Annotated in this window: 17 protein-coding genes; 4 read left to right on the forward strand and 13 right to left on the reverse strand. The window is 73.5% G+C overall.

All coding sequences use genetic code 11. From position 1 onward, the window contains the following. Nucleotides 1-145: 145 nt before the first annotated feature. The 5 genes from LN042_RS17510 to LN042_RS17530 form a co-directional block, all read right to left on the reverse strand. Nucleotides 146-1,108, reverse strand: a complete 963-nt coding sequence (locus LN042_RS17510) for a cytochrome c oxidase assembly protein (protein ID WP_230052231.1) — start codon at nucleotides 1,106-1,108, stop codon at nucleotides 146-148. A gap of 141 nt (nucleotides 1,109-1,249) precedes the next feature. Then, nucleotides 1,250-2,371 (reverse strand): PP2C family protein-serine/threonine phosphatase, encoded by a 1,122-nt coding sequence (locus tag LN042_RS17515; protein ID WP_230052168.1) that lies wholly within the window; start codon nucleotides 2,369-2,371, stop codon nucleotides 1,250-1,252. 93 nt (nucleotides 2,372-2,464) lie between these two features. Next, on the reverse strand, nucleotides 2,465-2,908 hold the full coding sequence (locus tag LN042_RS17520) for a cold-shock protein (RefSeq protein WP_230052169.1): 444 nt from the start codon (nucleotides 2,906-2,908) through the stop codon (nucleotides 2,465-2,467). A gap of 171 nt (nucleotides 2,909-3,079) precedes the next feature. Continuing rightward, nucleotides 3,080-4,105 carry a 6-phosphofructokinase gene (locus LN042_RS17525; RefSeq protein WP_230052170.1) on the reverse strand — a complete coding sequence of 342 codons (1,026 nt, stop codon included), beginning with the start codon at nucleotides 4,103-4,105 and terminating at the stop codon, nucleotides 3,080-3,082. Nucleotides 4,106-4,437: 332 nt separating this feature from the next. Further along, nucleotides 4,438-5,166 carry a type 1 glutamine amidotransferase gene (locus tag LN042_RS17530; protein ID WP_230052232.1) on the reverse strand — a complete coding sequence of 243 codons (729 nt, stop codon included), beginning with the start codon at nucleotides 5,164-5,166 and terminating at the stop codon, nucleotides 4,438-4,440. Nucleotides 5,167-5,355: 189 nt separating this feature from the next. On the opposite strand from LN042_RS17530, the gene LN042_RS17535 reads away from it, so the two are divergent. Then, the gene (locus LN042_RS17535) at nucleotides 5,356-5,592 is read left to right on the forward strand and encodes a hypothetical protein (protein ID WP_230052171.1); all 237 of its coding nucleotides are present in this window, start codon (nucleotides 5,356-5,358) and stop codon (nucleotides 5,590-5,592) included. On the opposite strand, the gene LN042_RS17540 is transcribed toward LN042_RS17535, so the two are convergent. The 4 genes from LN042_RS17540 to LN042_RS17555 all read right to left on the reverse strand — a co-directional run bounded on the left by LN042_RS17540 (nucleotide 5,547) and on the right by LN042_RS17555 (nucleotide 11,108). Beyond that, nucleotides 5,547-6,818, reverse strand: a complete 1,272-nt coding sequence (locus LN042_RS17540) for a MurT ligase domain-containing protein (protein WP_230052172.1) — start codon at nucleotides 6,816-6,818, stop codon at nucleotides 5,547-5,549. The two genes, LN042_RS17535 and LN042_RS17540, sit on opposite strands and share 46 nt — an antisense overlap. Nucleotides 6,819-7,075: 257 nt before the next feature. After that, nucleotides 7,076-8,449 carry a GNAT family N-acetyltransferase gene (locus tag LN042_RS17545; protein ID WP_230052173.1) on the reverse strand — a complete coding sequence of 458 codons (1,374 nt, stop codon included), beginning with the start codon at nucleotides 8,447-8,449 and terminating at the stop codon, nucleotides 7,076-7,078. 93 nt (nucleotides 8,450-8,542) lie between these two features. Further along, a complete protein-coding gene (locus LN042_RS17550) occupies nucleotides 8,543-9,964 on the reverse strand; it encodes a pyridoxal phosphate-dependent decarboxylase family protein (protein ID WP_230052174.1) in 1,422 nt (473 codons plus the stop codon). A gap of 55 nt (nucleotides 9,965-10,019) precedes the next feature. Continuing rightward, nucleotides 10,020-11,108, reverse strand: a complete 1,089-nt coding sequence (locus LN042_RS17555; protein WP_230052175.1) for a hypothetical protein — start codon at nucleotides 11,106-11,108, stop codon at nucleotides 10,020-10,022. Nucleotides 11,109-11,265: 157 nt separating this feature from the next. On the opposite strand from LN042_RS17555, the gene LN042_RS17560 reads away from it, so the two are divergent. Continuing rightward, a complete protein-coding gene (locus LN042_RS17560; protein WP_230052176.1) occupies nucleotides 11,266-11,802 on the forward strand; it encodes a GNAT family N-acetyltransferase in 537 nt (178 codons plus the stop codon). 6 nt (nucleotides 11,803-11,808) lie between these two features. Here LN042_RS17560 and LN042_RS17565 read toward each other — a convergent pair whose 3' ends face one another. The 4 genes from LN042_RS17565 to LN042_RS17580 form a co-directional block, all read right to left on the reverse strand. Further along, nucleotides 11,809-12,699: an alkaline phosphatase family protein gene (locus tag LN042_RS17565; RefSeq protein WP_308191821.1), complete on the reverse strand. Its 891-nt coding sequence runs from the start codon at nucleotides 12,697-12,699 to the stop codon at nucleotides 11,809-11,811. 130 nt (nucleotides 12,700-12,829) lie between these two features. Further along, the gene (locus tag LN042_RS17570; protein WP_230052177.1) at nucleotides 12,830-15,034 is read right to left on the reverse strand and encodes an MMPL family transporter; all 2,205 of its coding nucleotides are present in this window, start codon (nucleotides 15,032-15,034) and stop codon (nucleotides 12,830-12,832) included. Nucleotides 15,035-15,087: 53 nt separating this feature from the next. Then, nucleotides 15,088-15,477, reverse strand: a complete 390-nt coding sequence (locus LN042_RS17575; RefSeq protein ID WP_230052178.1) for an RDD family protein — start codon at nucleotides 15,475-15,477, stop codon at nucleotides 15,088-15,090. A 196-nt stretch (nucleotides 15,478-15,673) separates the two neighbouring features. Then, nucleotides 15,674-19,126, reverse strand: a complete 3,453-nt coding sequence (locus LN042_RS17580; RefSeq protein WP_230052179.1) for an AfsR/SARP family transcriptional regulator — start codon at nucleotides 19,124-19,126, stop codon at nucleotides 15,674-15,676. Nucleotides 19,127-19,428: 302 nt separating this feature from the next. Here LN042_RS17580 and LN042_RS17585 point away from each other — a divergent pair, with 302 nt between their 5' ends. Together LN042_RS17585 and LN042_RS17590 are read left to right on the forward strand one after the other, a co-directional pair. Beyond that, on the forward strand, nucleotides 19,429-19,620 hold the full coding sequence (locus LN042_RS17585) for a hypothetical protein (RefSeq protein WP_230052180.1): 192 nt from the start codon (nucleotides 19,429-19,431) through the stop codon (nucleotides 19,618-19,620). A gap of 609 nt (nucleotides 19,621-20,229) precedes the next feature. Beyond that, nucleotides 20,230-20,772: a DUF4383 domain-containing protein gene (locus tag LN042_RS17590; RefSeq protein WP_230052181.1), complete on the forward strand. Its 543-nt coding sequence runs from the start codon at nucleotides 20,230-20,232 to the stop codon at nucleotides 20,770-20,772.

The following is a 20,772-nucleotide window of genomic DNA, read 5'->3' on the forward strand; positions in this document are numbered from 1 at the left end:
CGGCCACGTCGCCGGGCCGGGCCCTGCCGGACCGAGCCCGGCCCGGAACGCCGAGCACCCGGCAGCGCCGAACTCACGGGGACGCCGAAGTCCCACCCACCCGGGCGGGTGGACGGGACTTCGAGCACGGGCCCGGCGAGGCCGGTCAGCCCGCCTGGGCGGGCCGGCTGCCGCGCTTGTCCAGCGAGGCGAGGTAGGCGTTGTAGGCGGCGAGCTCGGCGTCCCCGTCGCGGTCCGCCGCGCGGTCGGTGCGGGTCGCCTGCCGCTGCTCCGACTTGGCCCACTGGAAGACCAGCGCGACCAGCACCACGGCGGTCGGAATCTCACCGAAGGCCCAGGTGAACCCGCCGGCCATCTTCTGATCGGCCATCAGGTCGGTGCCGGGCGGCGCGGTGGCCATGTTGAAGGTGGTCACCAGCTGACTGGTCGCCATCATCACGGCCACCCCGAAGAAGGCGTGGAACGGCATGCCCATGAACAGTTCGAGGATCCGCATCACATGGCCGGGGCGGTGCGGTCCCGGGTCGACGCCCATGATCGGCCAGAAGAAGAGCAGCCCGACGGCCAGGAAGTGCACCATCATCGCCAGGTGCCCGATCCGCGACTGCATCAGGGTGTCGAACAGCGGCGTGAAGTAGAGGCCGTAGAGGCTCGCGATGAAGAGCGGGATGGTGAAGGCCGGATGCGAGATCACCCGCACGTACCGGCTGTGCAGCAGCGCCACCAGCAGCTCGCGCGGGCCGCGCGGCCGCCCCTTGCCGGCCGGTCGCAGCGCCCGCAGCGCCAGCGTGATCGGGGCGCCGAGGAGCAGCAGGATCGGCGACAGCATGCTGAGCACCATGTGCTGCATCATGTGGGCACTGAACAGCACCATGCCGTAGTCGTTCAATCCCGAGCAGGTGACCGCGAGCACCGTGAACAGTCCGAGCAGCCAGGCCACCGTGCGGCCCACCGGCCAGCGGTCACCGCGCCGGACCAGCCGGACCACCCCCGCACCGTACAGGCCGAGCGCCACCAGGCAGCCCACCAGGAACGGCCAGTCGGGGGACCAGGTGAGCGCCGAGTCCAGCGAGAACGGCCCGAGCATCCCGCCACCGTGGTGGTGCATCCCCGTCATACCGTCCATCGGCGGCCCTGCTTTCCTTCGTGGCGGTGGACCCCGGTGCCTCCTCAGGTCCGGTTCGTCCGTTTTTCATCGGCTCCCACAGTACGGGCGCCCGCCCGCGCCACGGTCACCGGGGTGGCCGCCTCACCGGTCGCCCGGCTCCACGGGCTGCCCGGCCACCAGGACCGCGATGTCGTCGCTCGCCGTGGTGCCGTAGGCCACCAAGTCGCTGTGCAGCCGGTCGAGCAGCGCCCGGGACGGCAGTCCGGTCCAACCGGTGATCCGCTCCAGCAGCGGATAGAAGGTGCCGGTGCGGTCCCGACTCTCGCTGACGCCGTCGGTGTAGACCAGCAGCCGGTCGCCGGCAGCGAACGGGACGGTGTCCACCGGGTGCTCGTCGCTCAGCAGCCGTGAGAGGTTCAGCGGCAGGGCGGCGGCGCTCGGCTCCAGCAGTCGCACCCCGTCGCCGCGCAGCAGCAGCGGCGGCGGATGCCCGCAGTTGACCAGGCGGGCCACCGGCTGGTCGGGCGGCACCTCCAGCAGCACGGCGGTGGCGAACCGCTCGGCGGTCTCCGACTCCGGCAGCCGCTCGGAGTAGCGGCGCATGCTGGCCTCCAGCCGGTCGACCAGACCGGGGAGGTCGGGCTCGTCGTAGGCGGCCTCGCGGAAGGAGCCCAGCAGCACCGAGGCGGCCTCCACCGCGGCCAGCCCCTTGCCCTGCACGTCGCCGACGATCACCCGTACCCCGTGAGGAGTGTGCAGTGCCTCGTAGAAGTCGCCGCCGATCCGGGCCCGGGCGGCCGCGGCGGCGTACAGCAGATCGAGGTCCACTCCGGCCAGGCGCGGCGGCAGCGGACGCAGCAGCACCTGCTGCGCGGTGTCGGCCACCGCGCTGATCTCGGCGAGCTCGCGCTCCCTGGCCTGGCGCACATGGCTGGCGAAGCAGGCCGCCAGGGTGACGGCCAGGATCACCAGCAGCCCGGTGAACATCGGGGCCAGCCGCACCGGGCCGCCCCGGGTGAAGCTGAGCAGCACCTCGAATGCGGCGGCCAGCGCGCCGAACGCGGCGGTGGCGGGCACGTTCCAGGTGGCGGCGGCGAGCGCCGGAGCGGCCGACAGCACCCGGTCGAACCGCTGCGCACCCGGCGTCGACACATCGACGACCACCGCCAGGGCGATCAGGATGAACGGGGACCAGCGTGTGATCTCTCGGGAGGAGCCCGCCCGGTGGTGGCCGGCCGGCCCGCCCCGGGGAGAGTTGCGCACCGGGTCAGGCTACCGGCCGGTCCGCCACGCGTGGCGCACCGTGCGGGCGCGCCACGCGTGGTGACGGAACGTCAGGAGCGGAGAGCGGCGGTCTCAGCTCTCGATCCAGTTGTGCTGCCGGCCCAGGCCGACCAGCGCCTTGCGGATCGCCAGGATCTGGGTGCCGGTCAGCGTCGGCGCGACGCCCAGCAGCGTCTCGGTCAGCTCCTGCTGGAACTCGGCGGTCGACAGGACGTCGCACAGGCCGTCACCCGTGGTCTCCTCCCGGGTCGTCCACGGCGGGATGACGGGGGCCGGCGGTCGCTGCACCCCGATGCCCTCCCGGGCCGGCTGGTCGACCAGTCGTACGCGCGAGGCCTTCATGCCCCGCTCGCCCTGCTCCGCCTCGAACGAGACCGCCAGGCCCGCGCGGAAGAGGTGCTTCTCCCCGAGCAGGTCGTTGGCGTGCATGAAGAGATCCTCACCCCCGCCGTCGGGGGCGATGAATCCGTACCCGCGAACCTCGTCGAACCGCAGAATGTGCCCTGTAGACGCCACAATGACCTCAATCGCCTCAGTAGACCCACACCTCAAAAGCCGCCGGCGCCAAGCTTGCCGGCGCGTGGCCCACTGTAGCGTGGCGGATGTCCCCGGGTCAGGAGATCGGGAGCACGCGGCGCCCGGGCCGGGCACTGAGCGGCCCGGGCGTGTCGTGGAGTCGACGGCGCGTCAGATGACGGTCTCGGCCTCGGTGTAGCGGTCGGCGGGGACGGTCTTCAGGTCGGCCACCGCCTCGCCCAGCGGCACGAGGTTGATCTGGGTGCCGTGCAGCGCGGTGATGTGACCGAAGGCGCCCTTGTGCGCGGCCTCCACGGCGTGCCAGCCGAACCGGGTGGCGAGCACCCGGTCGTAGGCGGTGGGGGTGCCGCCGCGCTGGGTGTGGCCGAGGATGACCGGGCGGGCCTCCTTGCCGAGGCGGTGCTCCAGCTCGTGGGAGAGCTGGTTGGCGATGCCGGTGAAGCGCTCGTGGCCGTAGATGTCCTTGGTGCCCTCGTCCCACCGCATGGTGCCGGGCTCCGGCTTGGCGCCCTCGGCGCAGACCACGATGGCGAACTTCTTGCCGCGCTCGAACCGCTCGCGGACCACCTCGGTGAGCTTGTCGATGTGGAACGGGCGTTCCGGCACCACGATGGCGTGCGCACCGGCCGCCATGCCCGCGTTGAGCGCGATCCAGCCGGTGTGGCGGCCCATCACCTCGACCACCATCACCCGCTGGTGCGACTCGGCGGTGGTCTTCAGCCGGTCCAGTGCGTCGGTGGCCACCGAGACGGCGGTGTCGAAGCCGAAGGTGACGTCGGTGCAGGCGATGTCGTTGTCGATGGTCTTGGGCACGCCGACCACGGGGAGGCCGGCGTCGCTCATCAGCTTGGCGGCCTTGAGGGTGCCCTCGCCGCCGATCGGGATGACCGCGTCGATGCCGAGGTCCGCGCAGTGCCGCTTGGCCCGCTCCACGCCGTCCCGCAGGTGGCTGGGCTGCACCCGGGAGGAGCCCAGGATGGTGCCGCCCTGGGCGAGGATGCCGCTCACCGAGTCGAGGGTCAGCGGTCGGTGGACGCCTTCGAGCAGTCCGCGCCAGCCGTCCTGGAAACCGATGATCTCGTCGCCGTGGTCGACCACGCCCCGGTGGACCACCGAGCGGATCACGGCGTTCAGACCGGGGCAGTCGCCGCCGCTGGTCAGCACTCCAATACGCATAGTTCTGCAACTCCCCTTGGGGGCTCCGCCCAGCCCCGAGGCTGGGGGAGGTTCCGGACGGCCGGACTACCACCTTTGGAAGGTCGAAGGTCAGAATCGGACAATTCTGCCGAAACTGATCGTAGCGGCCCCCACCTCCGGCCGGGCGGGAGCAGGCACGGGGGCGGCGTCGTCGGCGCGCCCGCGCGATGGTGCCGGTTGCCGAGGAGGGTTGCATCCGACGGTGCACATTGTCCTACGTTCGCGAGCCGACCGTTCGCGCCGCCGGATGCTGGACATCCGGCGGCCGGTGAACGTTCATCTCGCGGGAGCCGAGGCCCGTCAGCTCCCGATCAGGCGCCCTGGCCGACGGCGGAGATCCGTTCGGCGCGCAGCGCGTCGTACCACGTGGTGTCGGCCGCCGGCAGGGCGTTCACGTCCAGTGCCAACTTGATCAGCATGTCGGCGACCGCGGGGTTGCGGGCCAGCACCGGGCCGTGCAGGTAGGTGCCGAAGACGGTGTCCCGCCAGGCGCCCTCGGTGCCGCTCCCGTCGCCGTTGCCGTTGCCGACGGTGACCTGCGCCAGCGGCGACACACCCTGCCCCAGGTGGGTCACGCCCTGGTGGTTCTCGAAGCCGGTCAGGGTCGGCAGGCCCAGCACCGGGTCGGACTCGGCCAGCACGTCGCCGACGCTGCGGGCGCCCTCGCCGCGGGTGGACCAGACGTCCAGCAGGCCCAGGCCCGGCTCGCGCTCGCCCAGGTCGTTGATGAACTCATGGCCCAGGATCTGGTAGCCGGCGCAGACCGAGAAGACGATCGCCCCGTTGTCCACCGCGCGCGGCAGGCCGGAGTCGGCGCGAAGGCGCTCGGCGGCCAGCCGCTGCGGCCTGTCCTCACCGCCACCGATCAGGTAGATGTCACCACTGGTCGGGATCGGCTGGTCGGAGCGGATGTCGATGCGCTGCACGTTTAGCCCGCGCTGCCGTGCCCGGCGCTCGACGACCAGGGCGTTGCCCCGGTCGCCGTAGGTGCTGAGCAGGTCCGGGTAGACCCAGACCAGCCGCAGGCTGCTGTCGCTCATCCGAGAAGGCCTTCCGTACTGCTGCTGCTGCTGCTGGTGCTGCGCAGGCTGGTGCTGCGCAGGCGGCTGCGGCGGCGCCTGGTAGCCGGGCTGCGGCGGCTGCTGCTGGTAGCCGCCGCCCGGCCCGCCCTGCGGCCGGCCGTAGCCCGGGGGCATCGGCGGCTGCTGGTGCATGGGGGGCTGCTGCCCGTGACCGGGCTGCACCGGCGGCTGCTGGCCGTGGCCCGGGTGGCCGGGCTGCCGGCCGTGGCCGGGGTGCACCGGGGGCTGCTGCCCGTAGCCCGGCTGAACCGGGGGTTGCTGACCATAGCCCGGCTGCACCGGGGGCTGCTGACCATAGCCCGGCTGCCCGCCGTGGCCGCCGTAACCGGGAGGCGTGCTCATCCGGCCGCCACCACCTTTCGCAGCTGCTGGAACGCGGTGTAGTTGGCGATCGCCTCGATCCGGCCGGGCGGCGCCATCCGGACCGCCTCCTCCGCCGAGTCGACCACCTGGAACTGCAGTCCGGCCACCTCCAGGCGGACCGCCAGGTCGAGCTTGCGCTGGCCCATCACGAAGATCGGGTGGCCCTGGAGACGCTCGTAGTCCACGTCCCAGAGCCAGGAGGTGTCGGTGCCGTCGGCGTCCAGCGCGTTGACCGAGAGGATCACCGGTGCCGGCGGCCCGTCGATCAGCGAGAAGGTCTCCAGCCAGCCGGCCGGGTTCTTGGCCAGCAGCAGGCGGACGTCACGACCCAGGTAGTTGACCACGTCATAGCGGCCGGCGACGGCCGTCACCGACTGCATCCGCTCCAGCGCCACCTGCGGCGCCACGCCGAAGACCGCGGCGACCGCGGCCGAGCTGGTGGCGTTGGCCAGGTTGGCGCGGCCCGGCAGCTGCAGCTGGATCGGCCAGGCCGAGCCGTTCGGGTCGATCACATGGGTGCCCTGCAGCGCCCAGTGCGGCTGCGGGCGGCGGAAACCGCACTCCTGGCAGTACCAGTCGTCCCCGGGACGCTGCATCACGCCACCGCAGGACGGGCAGGACCAGGCGTCCTCCTTCCAGGCCTGCCCGGCGGCCACCCAGACCACCCGCTGGCAGGAGGAGGCGGCCCAGGTCACCAGCGGGTCGTCCGCGTTGGCGATGATCACCGCATCGGTGTGCTGCAGGCCCTCGCGCCACTTCTCGGCCATCATCCGGGTCTCGGCGGCCCGGTCCAGCTGGTCGCGGGAGAGGTTGAGCAGGGCTATGGCCTTGGGGCTGGTGTCCCGGGCGACGCCCGCCAGGTACTTCTCGTCCACCTCGATGACGCCGTACCGGGCGTCCGAGCCGCCGGCCAGCGCGGAGGTGATCCCGGCCGGCATGTTGGCGCCCAGCGCGTTGGAGACCACGGGCCCGGCGGCCCGCAGCGCCTCGGCGATCAGCCGGGTGGTGGTGGTCTTGCCGTTGGTGGCGGAGACCAGGACCACGTCCAGGTGGTCGGCGAGCCGGGCGAGCAGGTAGGGGTCGAGCTTGAGCGCGACCTTGCCGCCGATCACCGAGCCGCTGCCGCGGCCGATCGACTTCGAGGCGGCGGCAGCCATCCGGCCCGCGGTGACGGCGAGCTTGGATCGGGCGGGCAGTGAGGAGTCGCGCGCGCCGGTGGCCGCGGCCTCCGAATCGGTGCCTGGCATGCTCAGGGGTTCCTCCTCTGACTGACGACCTCCCGGGGACCGCGGGCCGGGTCGGACCGGCGGGCCGTCGGAAGGCTGGGACGGGGCCAGCCTAACGGCTCATCGGGACCGCGGTGAGCCGCGGGCCCCGGTCGTGACTGCTCAGCGCCCTGACGGTGGCTCGAGCCGGCCCGTCCGTCCGCCGGAACGCGCGGTGGCCGCCCCGCGCGTGCGGGGCGGCCACGGTGGTGCTGCCGGGTGCTCGCGCCGGTGCGCGCTCAGGGGCGGCCGGGCAGGCTCGGCCACGGGTCGGGCAGCTGGTCGGCCGCGCCCGCCAGGTGCGCGGTGATCACCAGGGTGCCGTCCTCCACCTGGTAGTCCAGCGGGATCCCCAGCCGCTGCATGGCGCCGATCAGCGCGGTGTTGCCGGCCTGGGTGACGGCGTAGACGGTGGCCACGCCCGCCTCGGCCGCCAGCGCGGCCATCCGGCGCAGCAGGTCGACGCCCAGGCCGCGGCGCTGCCAGGCGTCCTCCACCAGCACGGCGAGCTCGGCGCTGTCGTCGTCCCAGAGCAGGTGGGCCAGGGCGACCAGCTCGTCGTCGGCGGTCTCCACGGCGAGGGTCTGGCCGTGCCGCGGGTCCAGCAGGTGGCCCAGGTAGCGGTCGGCGTCCGCCACCGGGCCGTGGTAGCGGCGGCGCAGCGTCTCGGTGGAGCAGCGGTGGTGCATGGCCAGCGCGGCGGCCCGGTCCTCGGGCACGGCCCGGCGCACCGTCAGTTCGGTGCCGGCCGGGCCGCGCAACCGGTCGGCCACCTTGGGCACCCGCGGGCCGAGCACCCCGTCCAGGTCGATCAGGGCCTTGGCCCGGGCGAACTCGGTGGGCGTGAACGGCAGGTGCGGCCGGGAGAGCTCGATCAGCGCGCCGTCGGGCGTCGGCAGCCGCATCAGGTGGCCCGCCAGACCGGGTGACGGCTCCTCGCCGGCGCGGCGCGGGAAGTGCCGCACGGTCAGCCGGCCGAACAGCTGCCGCAGCGCCACCGGCAGTTCGGCGGCGTCCAGCGCGGTGCGGGTGGCCAGGCCCAGCACGTGGGTGGGCACGTCGACCAGGTCGTGGGCGTCGGCCGGGTCGGTCCAGATCTCCCGGCCGCCGGCCAGCGCCACCGCCTCGGTCAGCCCCGCGCGGGGCAGCTCCCGCGGGGCGCGCAGCAGGAACTCGTCCACGGTGCCCTCGGGCAGCGGATGGGTCTGCAGGGAGATGATGCTGACCCGCAGCGCGGCCAGCGCGGTGCAGACCGCGGCCAGGCTGCCGGGCGCGTCCGACACGGTCGTGCGCAGCCGCCACAGCATGGTCCCGGCTGGCGGGCCGGCCTCGCCCTCCGGCGTGGGCGGCGGCGCTCCATGGGGATGGCGATGCGCCCACCAGGCGTGGAACACGGCCGTGGCGAGCAGCGCCAGCGCCGAGGCGATCAGCAGTACCGGACCGTCGTGGCCGTGCACGACCACGTTGGCGGTCAGTTCGGCGGTGGCCACGGCGAGGAAGACGGCGGCCAGCTCGACGGTCGAGTGGCGCCAGCGGGCGCCTCTGGCCTGCCGCCGCTGGGCTCGGGACCGGGTCGTGGTGGGGGACTGGGCAGTCGAAGGCGATTCAGTCATGCCCCCACCATGACGGACCGGTGTTTCACGATCACGAATCCGTCGTGACCGCGCGGTTAATGTCTGCGAGTGCGTCCCGGGACTCGGCCAGGTCTACTGCCGGGCTGTCAGTTCGGCTGCCGCGCACCGGACTTCGTCCAGCAGGACGGTCAGATCGGCCTCGCTGGTGGCGGCGTTGATCAGGCACGCCCGGAGCGCCTCCCGGTCACCGAGCAACGTGCCCGTCACAAAGGCCCGGCCGCGCCGCTGGACGGCGAGCGGCAGCGCCCGGTTGAGCGCGTTCAGCTCGGCCTCGGCCAGGCCGGCGGGCCGGGCCCGGAAGGCGACGACGGAGGTGTCCACCGGCGCCAGCAGCTCCAGTGCCGGATCGGCGGCCACCAGCTCGCCGAGCCGCCGGGCCAGCCGGGTGCAGTGCGCGACGTCGGCGGCGATCCCGTCCCGGCCGCGGTGCGCGATGGTGGCCCACACCTTGAGCGAGCGGAACGGGCGGGTCTGTTCGATGCCGTACTCCGAGAACCAGCCGAGCCCGCCCTCCTCGTCGCGCAGGTAGGACGGCACCAGGCTGAAGGTCCCCCGCAGCTGCTCCGGGTCGCGGACCAGCGCGCAGCCGCAGTCCACCGGCACGCCCAACCACTTGTGCGGGTCCAGGGCGAGTGAGTCGGCCCGGTCCAGTCCCGCGTAGCGGTGCGCGATCGCCGGGTCGAGCACCCCGAAGGCGCCGTACGCGCCGTCGACGTGCAGCCACAGCTCCTCTTCGGCGCACAGGTCGGCGATCGGCTCGAAGGCGTCCACCGCGCCGGTGTTGACGGTGCCGGCCGAGGCGACCACCAGGAACGGCAGCCGGCCGGCCGCCCGGTCGGCGGCGACCTCGGCCCGCAGTGCGGCCGGGTCGATCCGGCCCTCGGCGTCGGCGGGCACCGCCCGCAGCTGCCGGCTGCCCAGGCCCAGCAGCTCGGCGGCCTTGCGGACGCATGAGTGGGTCTCGCCGGTGACGTAGCCGACCAGCGGCGGCAGCCCCGCCAGCCCGTCGGCCCGCACGTCGTGGCCGACCCGTGCGGCGGCCCGGCCACGGGCGGCGGCCAGGCAGACGATGGTGGCCATCGAGGTGCCGGAGGTGAGCAGGCCGCCGCCGGGACGGTGGGGGAATCCGACCAGCTCGGCGATCCAGCGCACCACCGCCCGCTCCAGGTGCACGTCGGCGTGGTCGCCGCCCGCCGAGCTGGGGTTCATCGCGGCGGCGGCCAGGGCGGCCAGCACACCGGCGGGGGCGGGGGCCGAGTTGACCCAGCCGAAGAACCGCGGATGCCCGTTGCCCATCGGGGCCGGGAGGACCTGCCCGGCGATCACGGCCAGCAGCTCCTCCAGCTCCTGGCCGGTGGGCGGCAGCGGCGCGTCCAGCAGCGCCTGCCGGGCGGCCGGGTCCATCGGCTGCCAGACCGGGCCGGCCGGCACCGCGGCCAGGTAGTCGGAGACCAGCTCGGCAGCGGCACGGGCGGCGGTGCGGAAGTCGGACATGCGGCCGATGGTATGACCGCGGGGTGCGGGTCAGCCGGGCCGTTCCACCAGGTGGTCAGTCGAGCGAACCCGACAGGTGGGCGGCCGACCGGCAGTAGCGGGCGATCTCCTCGGTGGTCAGCTTGGCGCAGAGCCGGCCCGCCGCCCCCGGGTCGGTGTAGTTGACCGTGTAGTAGCTGACCAGCCCCTCGGTGCAGGCCTTGCGCTGCCAGCCGTCGGCCGCGGTGGCGCACTGCTGGCCCGCCCAGTCCTCGCGGTCCAGGTTGTACTTCATCAGCCGCGAACCGAGCCCGCGGCTGCAGTCGTTGGCGCCGCCGCTGGCCTGCGCGTTCAGGCACCACTTGAGCGTCTGGCCGTAGATCTCCGGGTGGTTGGGGTAGTCGTGCGAGGACAGGTAGAGGGTCGGCGCGTAGAAGAAGCACGCGGACTGGAAGAGCGCGGGCTGCTGCGGGCACGGGTAGAGGGAGGCGTACAGCTTGTCGAGCGGGACCAGCGACTTGGCCTTGGCGTCCTCCTCGTCCGGGGAGAAGAGCTGCATGAACAGGCCCTCGGAGCAGGTGACGATCCGGCTCTGGCTGCCGAACTCGCTGCACAGGTCACGGGCCTTGGGCACGTCCTGGTTGGTGACGTAGATGGTGCCGTGGCCCACGCCGTGCACGCACGGCCCGCTCATCTGCGGCTCGCAGAGCTTCAGCAGGTCGTGGCTCGGATCGCTGGAACCCGCCAGCATCTCCTCGACGGCACCGTGCAGGTAACCCGCCGCGCAGGTGTCGTGCGGGAACGAGAGCACCTTCTGGAAGTCGTGGTTGTAGCGCTTCACGGCGGCGTGGCCCAGTTCGTGCGCGATCGGGTGGCAGAACCGCACGGTGTACGGCTTCTGCTTGGTGATCTTGTCCAGGTCGGCCAGGGCCACACCGGGGTCGGTCGCCTGCATCTCGGCCATCAGCTTGTTCCGCAGCGTGCTGCGGGTCCACACGGCCGGGTCGCCGGTGGGGGAGGCGGCGGCGGTGCCTCCGGCGCCGACCGGGCGGATCGCGCCGGCGGCGGGGGCGGTGACCGGCACCCACTGGGTGACGGCGGCCGCGCCGAGCCCCAGGGCGCCGATCAGGACGGCGGTCACGATCGCGAAGAAGCGCGGCTTCATGGTTGGCGGACCCCTACCGTTCTGCTGCGTACGGTTACCGTCCCATCCTTACCGTGATCGGGTGGCCACTCATCGGGGAGCTGGGCCGTCCGGGTGGCCACCGCGTGTGGCACGATGCCCGGGACACCGTGGAGATCGAACCGCCGAGGAGCCCGCCATGGTCACCGCCGCCCCCGATCTGGCCTTCCGCACCGCCACCGCGGCGGACGTCCCCGCCCTGGTGGAGCTGGTCGAGTCCGCCTACCGCGGCGAGAGCAGCCGGTCGGGCTGGACCACCGAGGCCGACCTGCTGGACGGGCAGCGCACCGACCCGGAGTCGCTGGTCGCCACGCTGGCCCGACCCGACACCGTGGTGCTGCTCGCCGAGCGGGACGGCGCGCTGCTGGCCTGCTGCACGCTGGAGCGCCGCCCCTCGGGCGCCTACTTCGGGATGTTCTCGGTCCGCCCGACCCAGCAGGGTGGCGGGGTCGGGCGTGCCGTGCTCGCCGAGGCCGAGCGGTTCGCCGGCGCCGAGTGGGGCGCCACCGAGCTGGAGATGACGGTGATCGTGCAGCGCGAGGACCTGATCGCCTGGTACGAGCGGCGCGGTTTCCGGCGCACCGGCGAGCTGTCGCCGTTCCCGTACGGCGACGAGCGGTTCGGGCTGCCCAAGCGCGACGACCTGGCCTTCGAGAAGCTGGTCAAGGCGCTCTGACGCAGGTCAGGCCTGCGCGACCAGCTCGGCGGCCGGGGTGAACGGGCGTCCGTCCAGCGTCCAGTGCGAGTCCGGGACGATGTCCAGGGCGGTGAACACATGGGCCGCCACGTCCACGTGGCGGACCGGGAGCACCGCGCCGCCCGGCACCAGGCCGGGCCCGCAGGCGGCCACCCAGGCGGTGCGCTCCTCGGTGCTGCGCCCGCCGTGGCCGCCGGCGTCGACGTGGCCGTGGTCGGTCACCACGATCACCGTCCACTCCTCGTCGGCGTACTCCGGGCGGGCCCGCAGTGCGGCCAGCAGCCGGCCGAGCCGGGCGTCCGCCGCCTCGATCGAGCGGCGGTACTCGGCACCGCAGCCGAGGAAGTGCGCGGTCTCGTCCACCGCGCCCAGGTAGACGAAGCTCGCCTGCGGGTCGTCGTCCCCGGTCAGCACCTCGACCGCCGCCGCGGTGACCCGCTCGTCGCAGACCTCCCAGTCCTCGGGGGTGTCCGCCAGCGGGGCTATGTAGGACAGCCGGCCGGGGGCGGCGAACATCGGGCCGCCCTGGCGGGCCAGGAAGAGCGGCTCCCAGCCCCCGGCGGCGAAGGTGCGGCGGCCGTGGTCGGCGGCCAGTCGGGTGGTGAAGTCCGGGAAGACGTCCAGCCGGTTGCCGCTCAGCTGGTTGCCCCACACGCCGTGCTTGGCCACCGTGACACCGGTCGCGATGGTCGCCCAGCACGGCCCGGACATGGTCGGGGTGGCGTCGTCCACCTCCACCGGGGCGAGGAAACCGGCTGCCGCCACCGCGTCGAGGTGCGGGGTGTTCAGTTCCGGCAGCAGGTCGAGGCGGACGCCGTCGATGCCGACCACCAGGACACGTCGCGGTCCGGCGGGCCAGCGGTTGGACGAGGACACGGGGGCTCCCATCAAGTTGTACGGACAACTACCTGCCCGCACCCTAACGGGACCGGGCCGGGCCAGTCGCCCCCCAACTGGCCGGATCCAGGCATCCCTTGGGGCCCGACATCGAGAATTCGCCCCGATGTCACCCGTTTTTCGCCGATTGCGGATCGATGGCCGCGCCCTCCGGATCGATGTGCGGGAGCACGCGGTCCAGCCAGCGCGGGGTCCACCAGGCGTGGCGTCCCAGCAGCACCATCACCGCCGGGACCATCAGCAGTCGCACCACCGTGGCGTCGATCAACACGCTGACCGCGAGGCCCAACCCGAGCATCTTGACCACGATGGTGTGGCTGAGCAGGAACGCCGCGAAGACGCTGATCATGATCAGCGCGGCGCAGCTGATCACCCGGGCGGTGATCCGCAGGCCGTGCGCGACGCTGTCGTGCTCGTTGTGGGTGCGCAGCCAGAACTCGTGCACCCGGGAGAGCAGGAAGACCTCGTAGTCCATGCTCAACCCGAAGACGATGGCGAACATGATCATCGGCACGTAGCTCTCGATCGGGACGTTCCCGGAGACGCCCAGGGCCGGGCCGCCCCAGCCCCAGTAGAAGACCGCCACCACCACGCCGTAGGACGCGGCGATCGACAGCAGGTTGAGCACCGCGGCCTTGACCGCCACCAGCAGGCCGCGGAAGACCGTCAGGATCACCAGGAAGGCCAGGCCGACCACCACCGCGATGATGCCCGGTAGCCGACTGGTCATCAGCTCCACGAAGTCCAGCTGGGCGGCGGTGGTACCGGTGATGTAGCCCTTGGCGGGGGTGCCGGCCAGGGCGTGCGGCAGCACCTGCGTGCGGAGCAGGTTGTACAGGCTGGTGGTGGACGCGTTCTGCGGCCGGCCGACGGGAACGGCGGTGGCCACCAGCAGCTGCCCGTCTGAGGTCGGCTGCGGCGCGCTGATGCTCGCCGCGCCGGGCACGTCGGTGAGCGCCTGCTGCACCTTGCCGGCCAGCGCCTGGCGGTCGCCGGTGGCCACCCCGCTCTGGTCGACGACGATGGTCAGCGGGCCGTTGGTACCGGGTCCGAAGCCGGTGGAGATCAGGTCGAAGGCCCGCCGGTCGGTGAAACTGGTCGGGTCGGCGCCGTCGTCGATGTGGTCGAGCCGGATCGAGAACAGCGGGATCGCCAGCACGCCCACCACGACGAGGCCGGCGGCCAGGAACCACCACGGGCGGTCGGCGACCTGCTGCGCGTAGCGGGCCAGGCCGTCGGACGGGACGGCCGGCTCCGCGTCGTCCGGCCGTTCGGGCTCCTCGGCGACCGCCCGGCGCACGGTGAACCGGTCGATGTGCGGGCCGAGCCAGCCGAGCAGCGCGGGCACCAGGGTGAGCGCGCCGAGGACCGCGGTGACCACCGTGACCGCGGCGGCCACACCGAGCTTGCCGATGAAGGCGACCCGGGAGACGTACAACCCGGCCAGCGCGATGATCACGGTGCAGCCGGAGACCAGCACGGCCCGGCCGCTGGTGCTGGTGGCGCGGGCGGCCGCCGTGACCGGGTCCCGGCCGTCCATCAGCTGCTGGCGGTGGCGGGTGATCAGGAAGAGCGCGTAGTCGATCCCGACCCCGAGACCGATCATGGTGGCCAGCGTCGGGGAGACGGTGGCGAAGGTGAAGGCGATGGCCAGCAGGCTCAGGCAGCTCAGGCCGACGATCACGCTCACCAGCGCGCTGACCAGCGGCAGACCGGCCGCGAGCACGCTGCCGAAGCCGATCAGCAGCACCACCACCGCGACCCCGAAGCCGATCGCCTCGCTGGCCAGGTCGGTGGCCTTGGGCCTGGCCAGTTCGCCGAGCGGGCCGCCGTACTCGACTTCCACGGAGGCGTTCCGCAGCGGGGCCACCGCCGTGTCCACCTGGCTCAGGTACGACTTGCCCAGTGAGGTGGGGTTGGTGTCGAAGTGCATCGTGACGTAGCCGATGTGTCCGTTCTGGGAGACGGTGGGGCCGGTCGCGGAGAGCACGTGCGGCAGGTGCTGGAGATTGGTGACCACCTGGCTGGTCTGCCCGGACACCGCGGAGAGCGGGGCCTGGGCGTCGTTCAGCACCACCTGGGCACTCGTGCCGCCGGACGCGGGCGCGTGGACCTTGAGCAGGTTCAGACCGGTGTCCGACTGGGTGCCCGGGAGGTTGAAGTTGTCGGCGTACGTGCCGCCGATGCTGTTCTGCAGGACGTGCAGGCCGGCCAGCGCCAGCAGCCAGCAGACCACCACCAGGACGAAGTGGCGGGCGCACCAGGCGCCGAGTCTGCCCAGCCGGCCGGCCGGGGGTTGCTGCGGGCTGGTCATGGAACCCCTCCGGGGGCGGTCGTCGGGTGCTGGTCCGTGCCGTGCCGGGCCGGTCAGTCGCCGAGCACCACGGTGTTGGCGAGCTTGTCGGCGAACGTCTGTTTGCGGTGGTCCCAGAGCGGCCAGAGCCAGCCCAGGAAGCAGGGGACGCAGTCCAGCAGGTGCGCCAGGTCGCGGAGGAAGGCGTGCAGCATCCCGGTCGGCCGCCTGCCCGCCGCACCGCTCAGCTCGATCTCCATCAGCTGCCGTCCCCAGCTCTGCCCGGTGCGTCCGGCCCGGTGCCAGCGGTTGTAGGCGAGCAGCAGGACCGAGAGCGGCAGCATGGCGATCTGCACCGCGTCGTCGCCGGGGTCGGCCGCGCCGGCGATGATGTTCGGCGCCAGGCAGGCCAGCATGTCGATCAGGAACGACACCGCGCGTACCGACCAGTGGGCGTAGCTCACCGCGACCGCACTCCGTTCCGACGGGCCTGCCCCCGGTCCAGCCTGCCAGCGGGGAACGGCCGCGCAACCGCCGTTGCTCCGACCGGCTGACCTGCCGTCAGGATGTGCACCGCGGCCGAGCTGCCGTCAGGACGTGCGCGCGGCCGACCTGACGGCAGGACGGTCGCCCAGGCGGTTGCCCTCGGGCGAGTCGTCGTCAGTAGCCGGCGGCGGCCCGGCTGGGCGGGCCGGCCAGCAGCTCGCCCAGATCAGCGGCCTCCGGGACGCCGAGATGACGGGCCAGCTCCAGCGCGTCCTGCAACTGCCCGGTGCCCTCGGCGTGGCGGCCGGTGCGCAGCGCGTGGCGGCCCAGGCCGGTCAGCGCGCGCACCTGCTCCAACGGGGAGCCGACCGCCCGGGCGCCGTCGAGCGCCGCCGTGAACTCCCGGTGCGCCGCGTCCGGACGGCCGGTGGCGGTCAGCAGGCGGCCCAGGATGTTGCGCACCTCGGCCTCGCCGCTCCGGTCGCCGCGGTCCTGGCAGAGCGCCAGCGCGGCCCGCAGGTGCTCCTCCGCCGCGGGGCACTGGCCCAGGGCGAGCAGCGCGTCGCCCAGGTAGGCCAGGACCCGGGACTCGCCGTGCCGGTCGCCCTGCTCGCGGTAGAGCGCCAGCGACGCCCGCAGGTTCTCCGCCGCCGCGGCTGGCCGCCCGGTGGCGAGCCGCAAAACACCCAGGTAGGCCATGGTGTTCATCCGCCCGCGTGCCTCGTCCAGTTCGTGGTACATCGCGCTGGCCTGCAGCAGGTCCTGTTCGGCGCTCTGGTACTGGCCGATGACCAGGCGCACCGCGCCGAGCGCCATCAGCCCGTTGGCCTCGCCGATCCGGTTGCCCAGGCCCCGGTAGAGGGACATCGCCTGGCGGTGCGTCGCCTCGGCCGCCTGGTAGCGGCCGCTCAGCTGCTGCAGCGACCCCAGGCTGGCCAGCGCATAGGCCTCGCCCGGCCGGTCGTCGCGGGCCCGGCACAGCTCCAGCGCCTGGTGCAGGCTCTCCTCGGCGGCCGGCAGGTCGCCGGTGAGCTGCTGGATCAGGCTCAGCTCGCTGAGTGCGGCGGTCTGCCCGGTCCGGTTGCCCAGCTCCCGGAAGAGCAGCAGCGCCCGGGTGGTGTGCGCGGTGGCCTCGGCGTACTCGCCGGTGATCCGGCCCAGGATGCCCAGCTGGCTGAGCGCCTCCGCCTCGCCGGGGCGGTCGGCCGCGCCGCGCGCCAGGTCGAGCGCCTCGGCGAACTGGTCGCGGGCCCGGGTGTTGCAGCCGAAGGTCCGTTCCAGGGCACCCAGTTGCACCAGTGCGGCCGCCTGCCCGGACGCGTCCTCCAACTGCTGGAAGAGTTCCAGTGCGAGCCGCAGATGCTCGGCTCCGGCCTCGTGCTCACCGGTGAGCCGCTGGAAGGTGCCCAGGTGGGTGAGCGCCTCGGCCTGACCGAACCGGTCGCCGGTGGCGCGGGCGGTCGCCAGGGCGATCCGGTGCAGCTCGCGGGCCTGGTTCCAGTGCCCCTGGGTGCGCAGGAAGTCGTGCAGCGCGGCGGGCAGCCGGATCGCGTGGTCGGGGTGCCCGTTGGCGGCCGCGTACTCGATCGCCGCCCGCAGGTTGCCCCGCTCGGCGCGCAGCCAGGCGGTGGCCGCCTCCTCGGTGGGCAGCTCGGCCCCGGCGATGCGTTGGGCGGGCACCCAGCGGTTGTGGCGCACTGCCAGCCGGCGGCCCGCCTCGATCACGGTGGCCAGGTAGGAATCCAGCAGCCGGCCCACCGCGGCGTGCCGCACCGAGGGGTCGTCCATCGTGCCCAGGGCCCGGGAGTGCTCGCGGATCAGGTCGTGCATCCGGTAGCGGCCGCGGACCGGCTCGTCCACCAGGTGGTGGTCCTCCAGCTCCTCCAGCAGGCGGCGGGCGGTGGCCACGTCGGTGCCGTCCAGCGCGGCGGCCGCGCGGGCGTCGAAGTGGTCGCCCGGGGTGAGCCCGAGCCGGCGGAACAGCCGGCGCTGGGCGGGCATCAGGTCCCGGTAGGAGAGGTCGAAGGCGGCGGCCACCGAGACGTCCTCGGCCCGCAGCGCCGCCAGCCGGCCCGCGGCGGCGGCCAGGTCGGGCACCAGGTCGGCCACCGACCAGGCCCGCCGGTGCCGCAGCCGGGCGGCGGTCAGGTGGATCGCCAGCGGCAGGTAGCCGCAGAGCTCGACCACCTCGACCACGGCAGGCTGGTCCGGGGCCAGATCGGGCCGCTGCGCGGTGGCGGTGAACAGCTCGGCGGCCTCGTCGGGCGGCAGCACGCCGAGCGTCATCGGCACCGCGTCGCCCAGCGCCGGCAGCCGGCGGCGGCTGGTGACCAGCACCAGACAGCCGGGGGAGCCGGGCAGCAGCGGGCGGACCTGCTCGCTGCTGCGGGCGTCGTCGAGCAGCAGCAGCACCCGGCGCCCGGCCAGCCGGCTGCGCCACAGGTTGGCCCGGGCGTCCAGGTCCGGCGGGATCTGCTGCGGCGCCACCCCGACGGTGAGCAGCAGGGCGGCCAGCGCGTCGGCCGGCTCGACGGCCGGGGTGCAGGGGGTGTGGGCGTGCAGCGGTAGGAAGATCTGCCCGTCCGGGAAGTCGGCAGCCAGCCGGTGCGCGGCGTGCACGGCGAGGGCGCTCTTGCCGACCCCCGGCATGCCGTCCAGCGCCAGGATCCGCACCGAACCGTCGGGGCGGTCGGTGCGGCAGGCCGCCAGCAGCCGCTCCAACTCCTCGTAGCGGCCGGTGAAGCCGGCCACGTCCCGCGGCAGGCCGGCGCCCGCCGCCACCGCCGGCAGCTCGGCGTCGTCCTGCACCCCGGCGGCCTGCTGCTCGGCGCGCAGGATCTCCTGGTGCGCGGCCCGCACCCGGGGACCGGGCTCGATGCCCAGCTCCTCGACCAGGGTGCGGCGCAGCCGCTGGTAGCTCGCCAGCGCCTCGGCCCGCTGGTCGGTGCGGTGCAGGGCGACCATCAGCTGGCGGTGGAAGGCCTCGCGCAGCGGGTGCTCCGCCGTCAGCCGGTTCAGCTCCGGGATCACGCCGTGCGGTCGGCCCAGCTCCAGTTCGGCGTCGAACTGCCACTCCAGGGCCTGCAGGCGCAGCTCCTGGAGCTGCTGCACATGGGGCAGTGCCTCCTCGGCCAGCGAGGGCAGGTCGGTCAGCGGGGTGCCGCGCCACAGCCGCAGCGCCTCGGCGCAGCGGTCGCTGACGGCCTGCCAGTCGCCGGCCCGGCGGGCGGCACGGGCCGTCTCCAGCAGTTCGCTGAAGACCGCGCTGTCCAGCTCGCCGGCGCCGACTTCGAGCAGGTAGCCGGGGGCGGCGGTGCGCAGCCGGCGCGGGCCGCCGGGGCCGAGCAGCCGGCGCAGCTGGACCACGTGGTTGTTGAGCGAGGTGGGTGCGGTGGCCGGGGGATGCTCGCCCCAGAGCGCCCCGGTCAACCGGTCGCGGGACACCACCCGGCCGGGTTCGAGGAGCAGCACGGCGAGGAGCGCGCGCACCTTCGGCGAGCTGACGCGCAGCGCCGCACCGGCGGCGTCATGGACCGTCAAGGGCCCGAGCAACCCGAATCGCAGCCCTGCGACAGGCTCGTCCGCGGTGGTCGGGCGGCCCTGCCGGGGCCCCTGTTGATGGTCCATTATCGGGATGTTACCCGCCCGTGAGCGGCCTGCGGCAGGCTCATGACGACCGAGCCGGACTGGGTCGGTGCCGAACAGGGGAGGGCACCGATCCAGTCGGCCTGTCGCCGCACGACGCGCCGCACGAGGGAGGACACCGCATGACCGTCAAGCGTGACACCTCCTGGACCTGAGCGTCCGCCGCATGCCCTTCGGACAACACGCCGACGTCCCGCCAGGGTGTCGCGTCGGACGGTGCAGGTCGGGTAAGTGTTGGAGACAGCAGGGGCCGCCGGGGTCCCGCAGCTGTGAGGGGTGAGGTCATGACCGACAACGCCACTGATTACGCCGTCGACGTCCGTGACGCCATGGACGACCCGGAGGACCTGGAAAGCGGCAGCGACGAGCAGCCCACCCCGCGTGCCGACCTCACCCTGGACGCCGCCGCCGACGTGGCCGACGCGGTCGAGCAGACCCGTCAGGTCCCGGTGGACGACGACGAGTACCCGCGCTGACCGGCGCCCCACCGCCGGTCAGCGCGTAGCCCGGTCCGGAGCCGGCCGCAGCAGCGCGAGCGGGGCCCGGCAGCGGCTCCTCACCCGGGCGACCACGTCGTCCGGCGGCGGCTCGGCGGCTGCCGCCCGCCGCCCCCGGCAGGCTCTTCGCCCGCCGCCCCCGGCAGGCTCTTCGCCCGCCGCCCCCGGCAGGCTCTTCGCCCGCCGCCGAACGTCTTCTCGCCTTCGGGATCCACCGTCCTGGAGACCCATCGCCTTCGGTGCCTCCCGCTTTCGGGGCCTCTCGCTTTCGGGGTCTCTCGTCTTCGGGATCCGTCGCCCTCGGGATCCGTCGCCCTGGGATCTCTCGCGCACCCGCCGCGCTGCGGGCCGGCGCGGCCGGCCGGCGCCCGTCCCCCTCCAGCGCCATCGGCCGGGCGCCACCGACCAGGCCGGGCCCGAGCGCCCGGGCCGTCGGCCGTTTCCGCTGGTCAGCCCGGGGCAAGGCGGCCCGGAGGGCTGCGCCGCACCTTCGGGCGTAGCGTGGAGCCAGAGCTTCCGGGAGCGGCCACCCGCCGCTTCCCTCGGGAACCCTCCGGTGAGGGCCGTCATGCACCAGTGGAGGCCGTCATGAAACTGCAGAACGAACTTCCCGTGGACCACCGCCTGGCCCTGGTCTACCGCTACGGCGCCGGCTTGGCCGGGCTGGCGCTGCTGATCTGGGGCTGCTTCGGGCTGGCCGGCAACGTCGGCTTCTCCAGCGTCCACGGCAAGGACATCGCGGGCATGTCCAGCAACGGCGCGCTCGGCGTTCTGTCGATCATCTTCGGCGGCATCCTGATGATCGGCGCCGTGGTCGGCGGCAACTTCGCCTCCTGGCTCAACATGATCGTCGGTGTGATCTTCTTCCTGGCCGGCTTCGTCGGGCTCATCGCGCTCGACAGCAGCTGGAACAGGCTGGCCTTCCGGATGGAAAACGTGATCTTCAGCTTCATCTTCGGGCTGGTGATCGCCACCTTCGGCATGTACGGCAGGGTCAGCGGCCGTCTACCGCACGACAACCCCTACTGGCAGCACCGGCACAGTGGGGATCACGAAGAGGAGGAGGAGATCGCCGGCCGCTGGTACGTCCCGGCCTTCAAGACCGTGCTGCGCCCGACGGTGCATCATTAG

Source organism: Kitasatospora humi (assembly GCF_020907985.1).
In the GTDB taxonomy this organism is placed as follows: domain Bacteria; phylum Actinomycetota; class Actinomycetes; order Streptomycetales; family Streptomycetaceae; genus Kitasatospora; species Kitasatospora humi.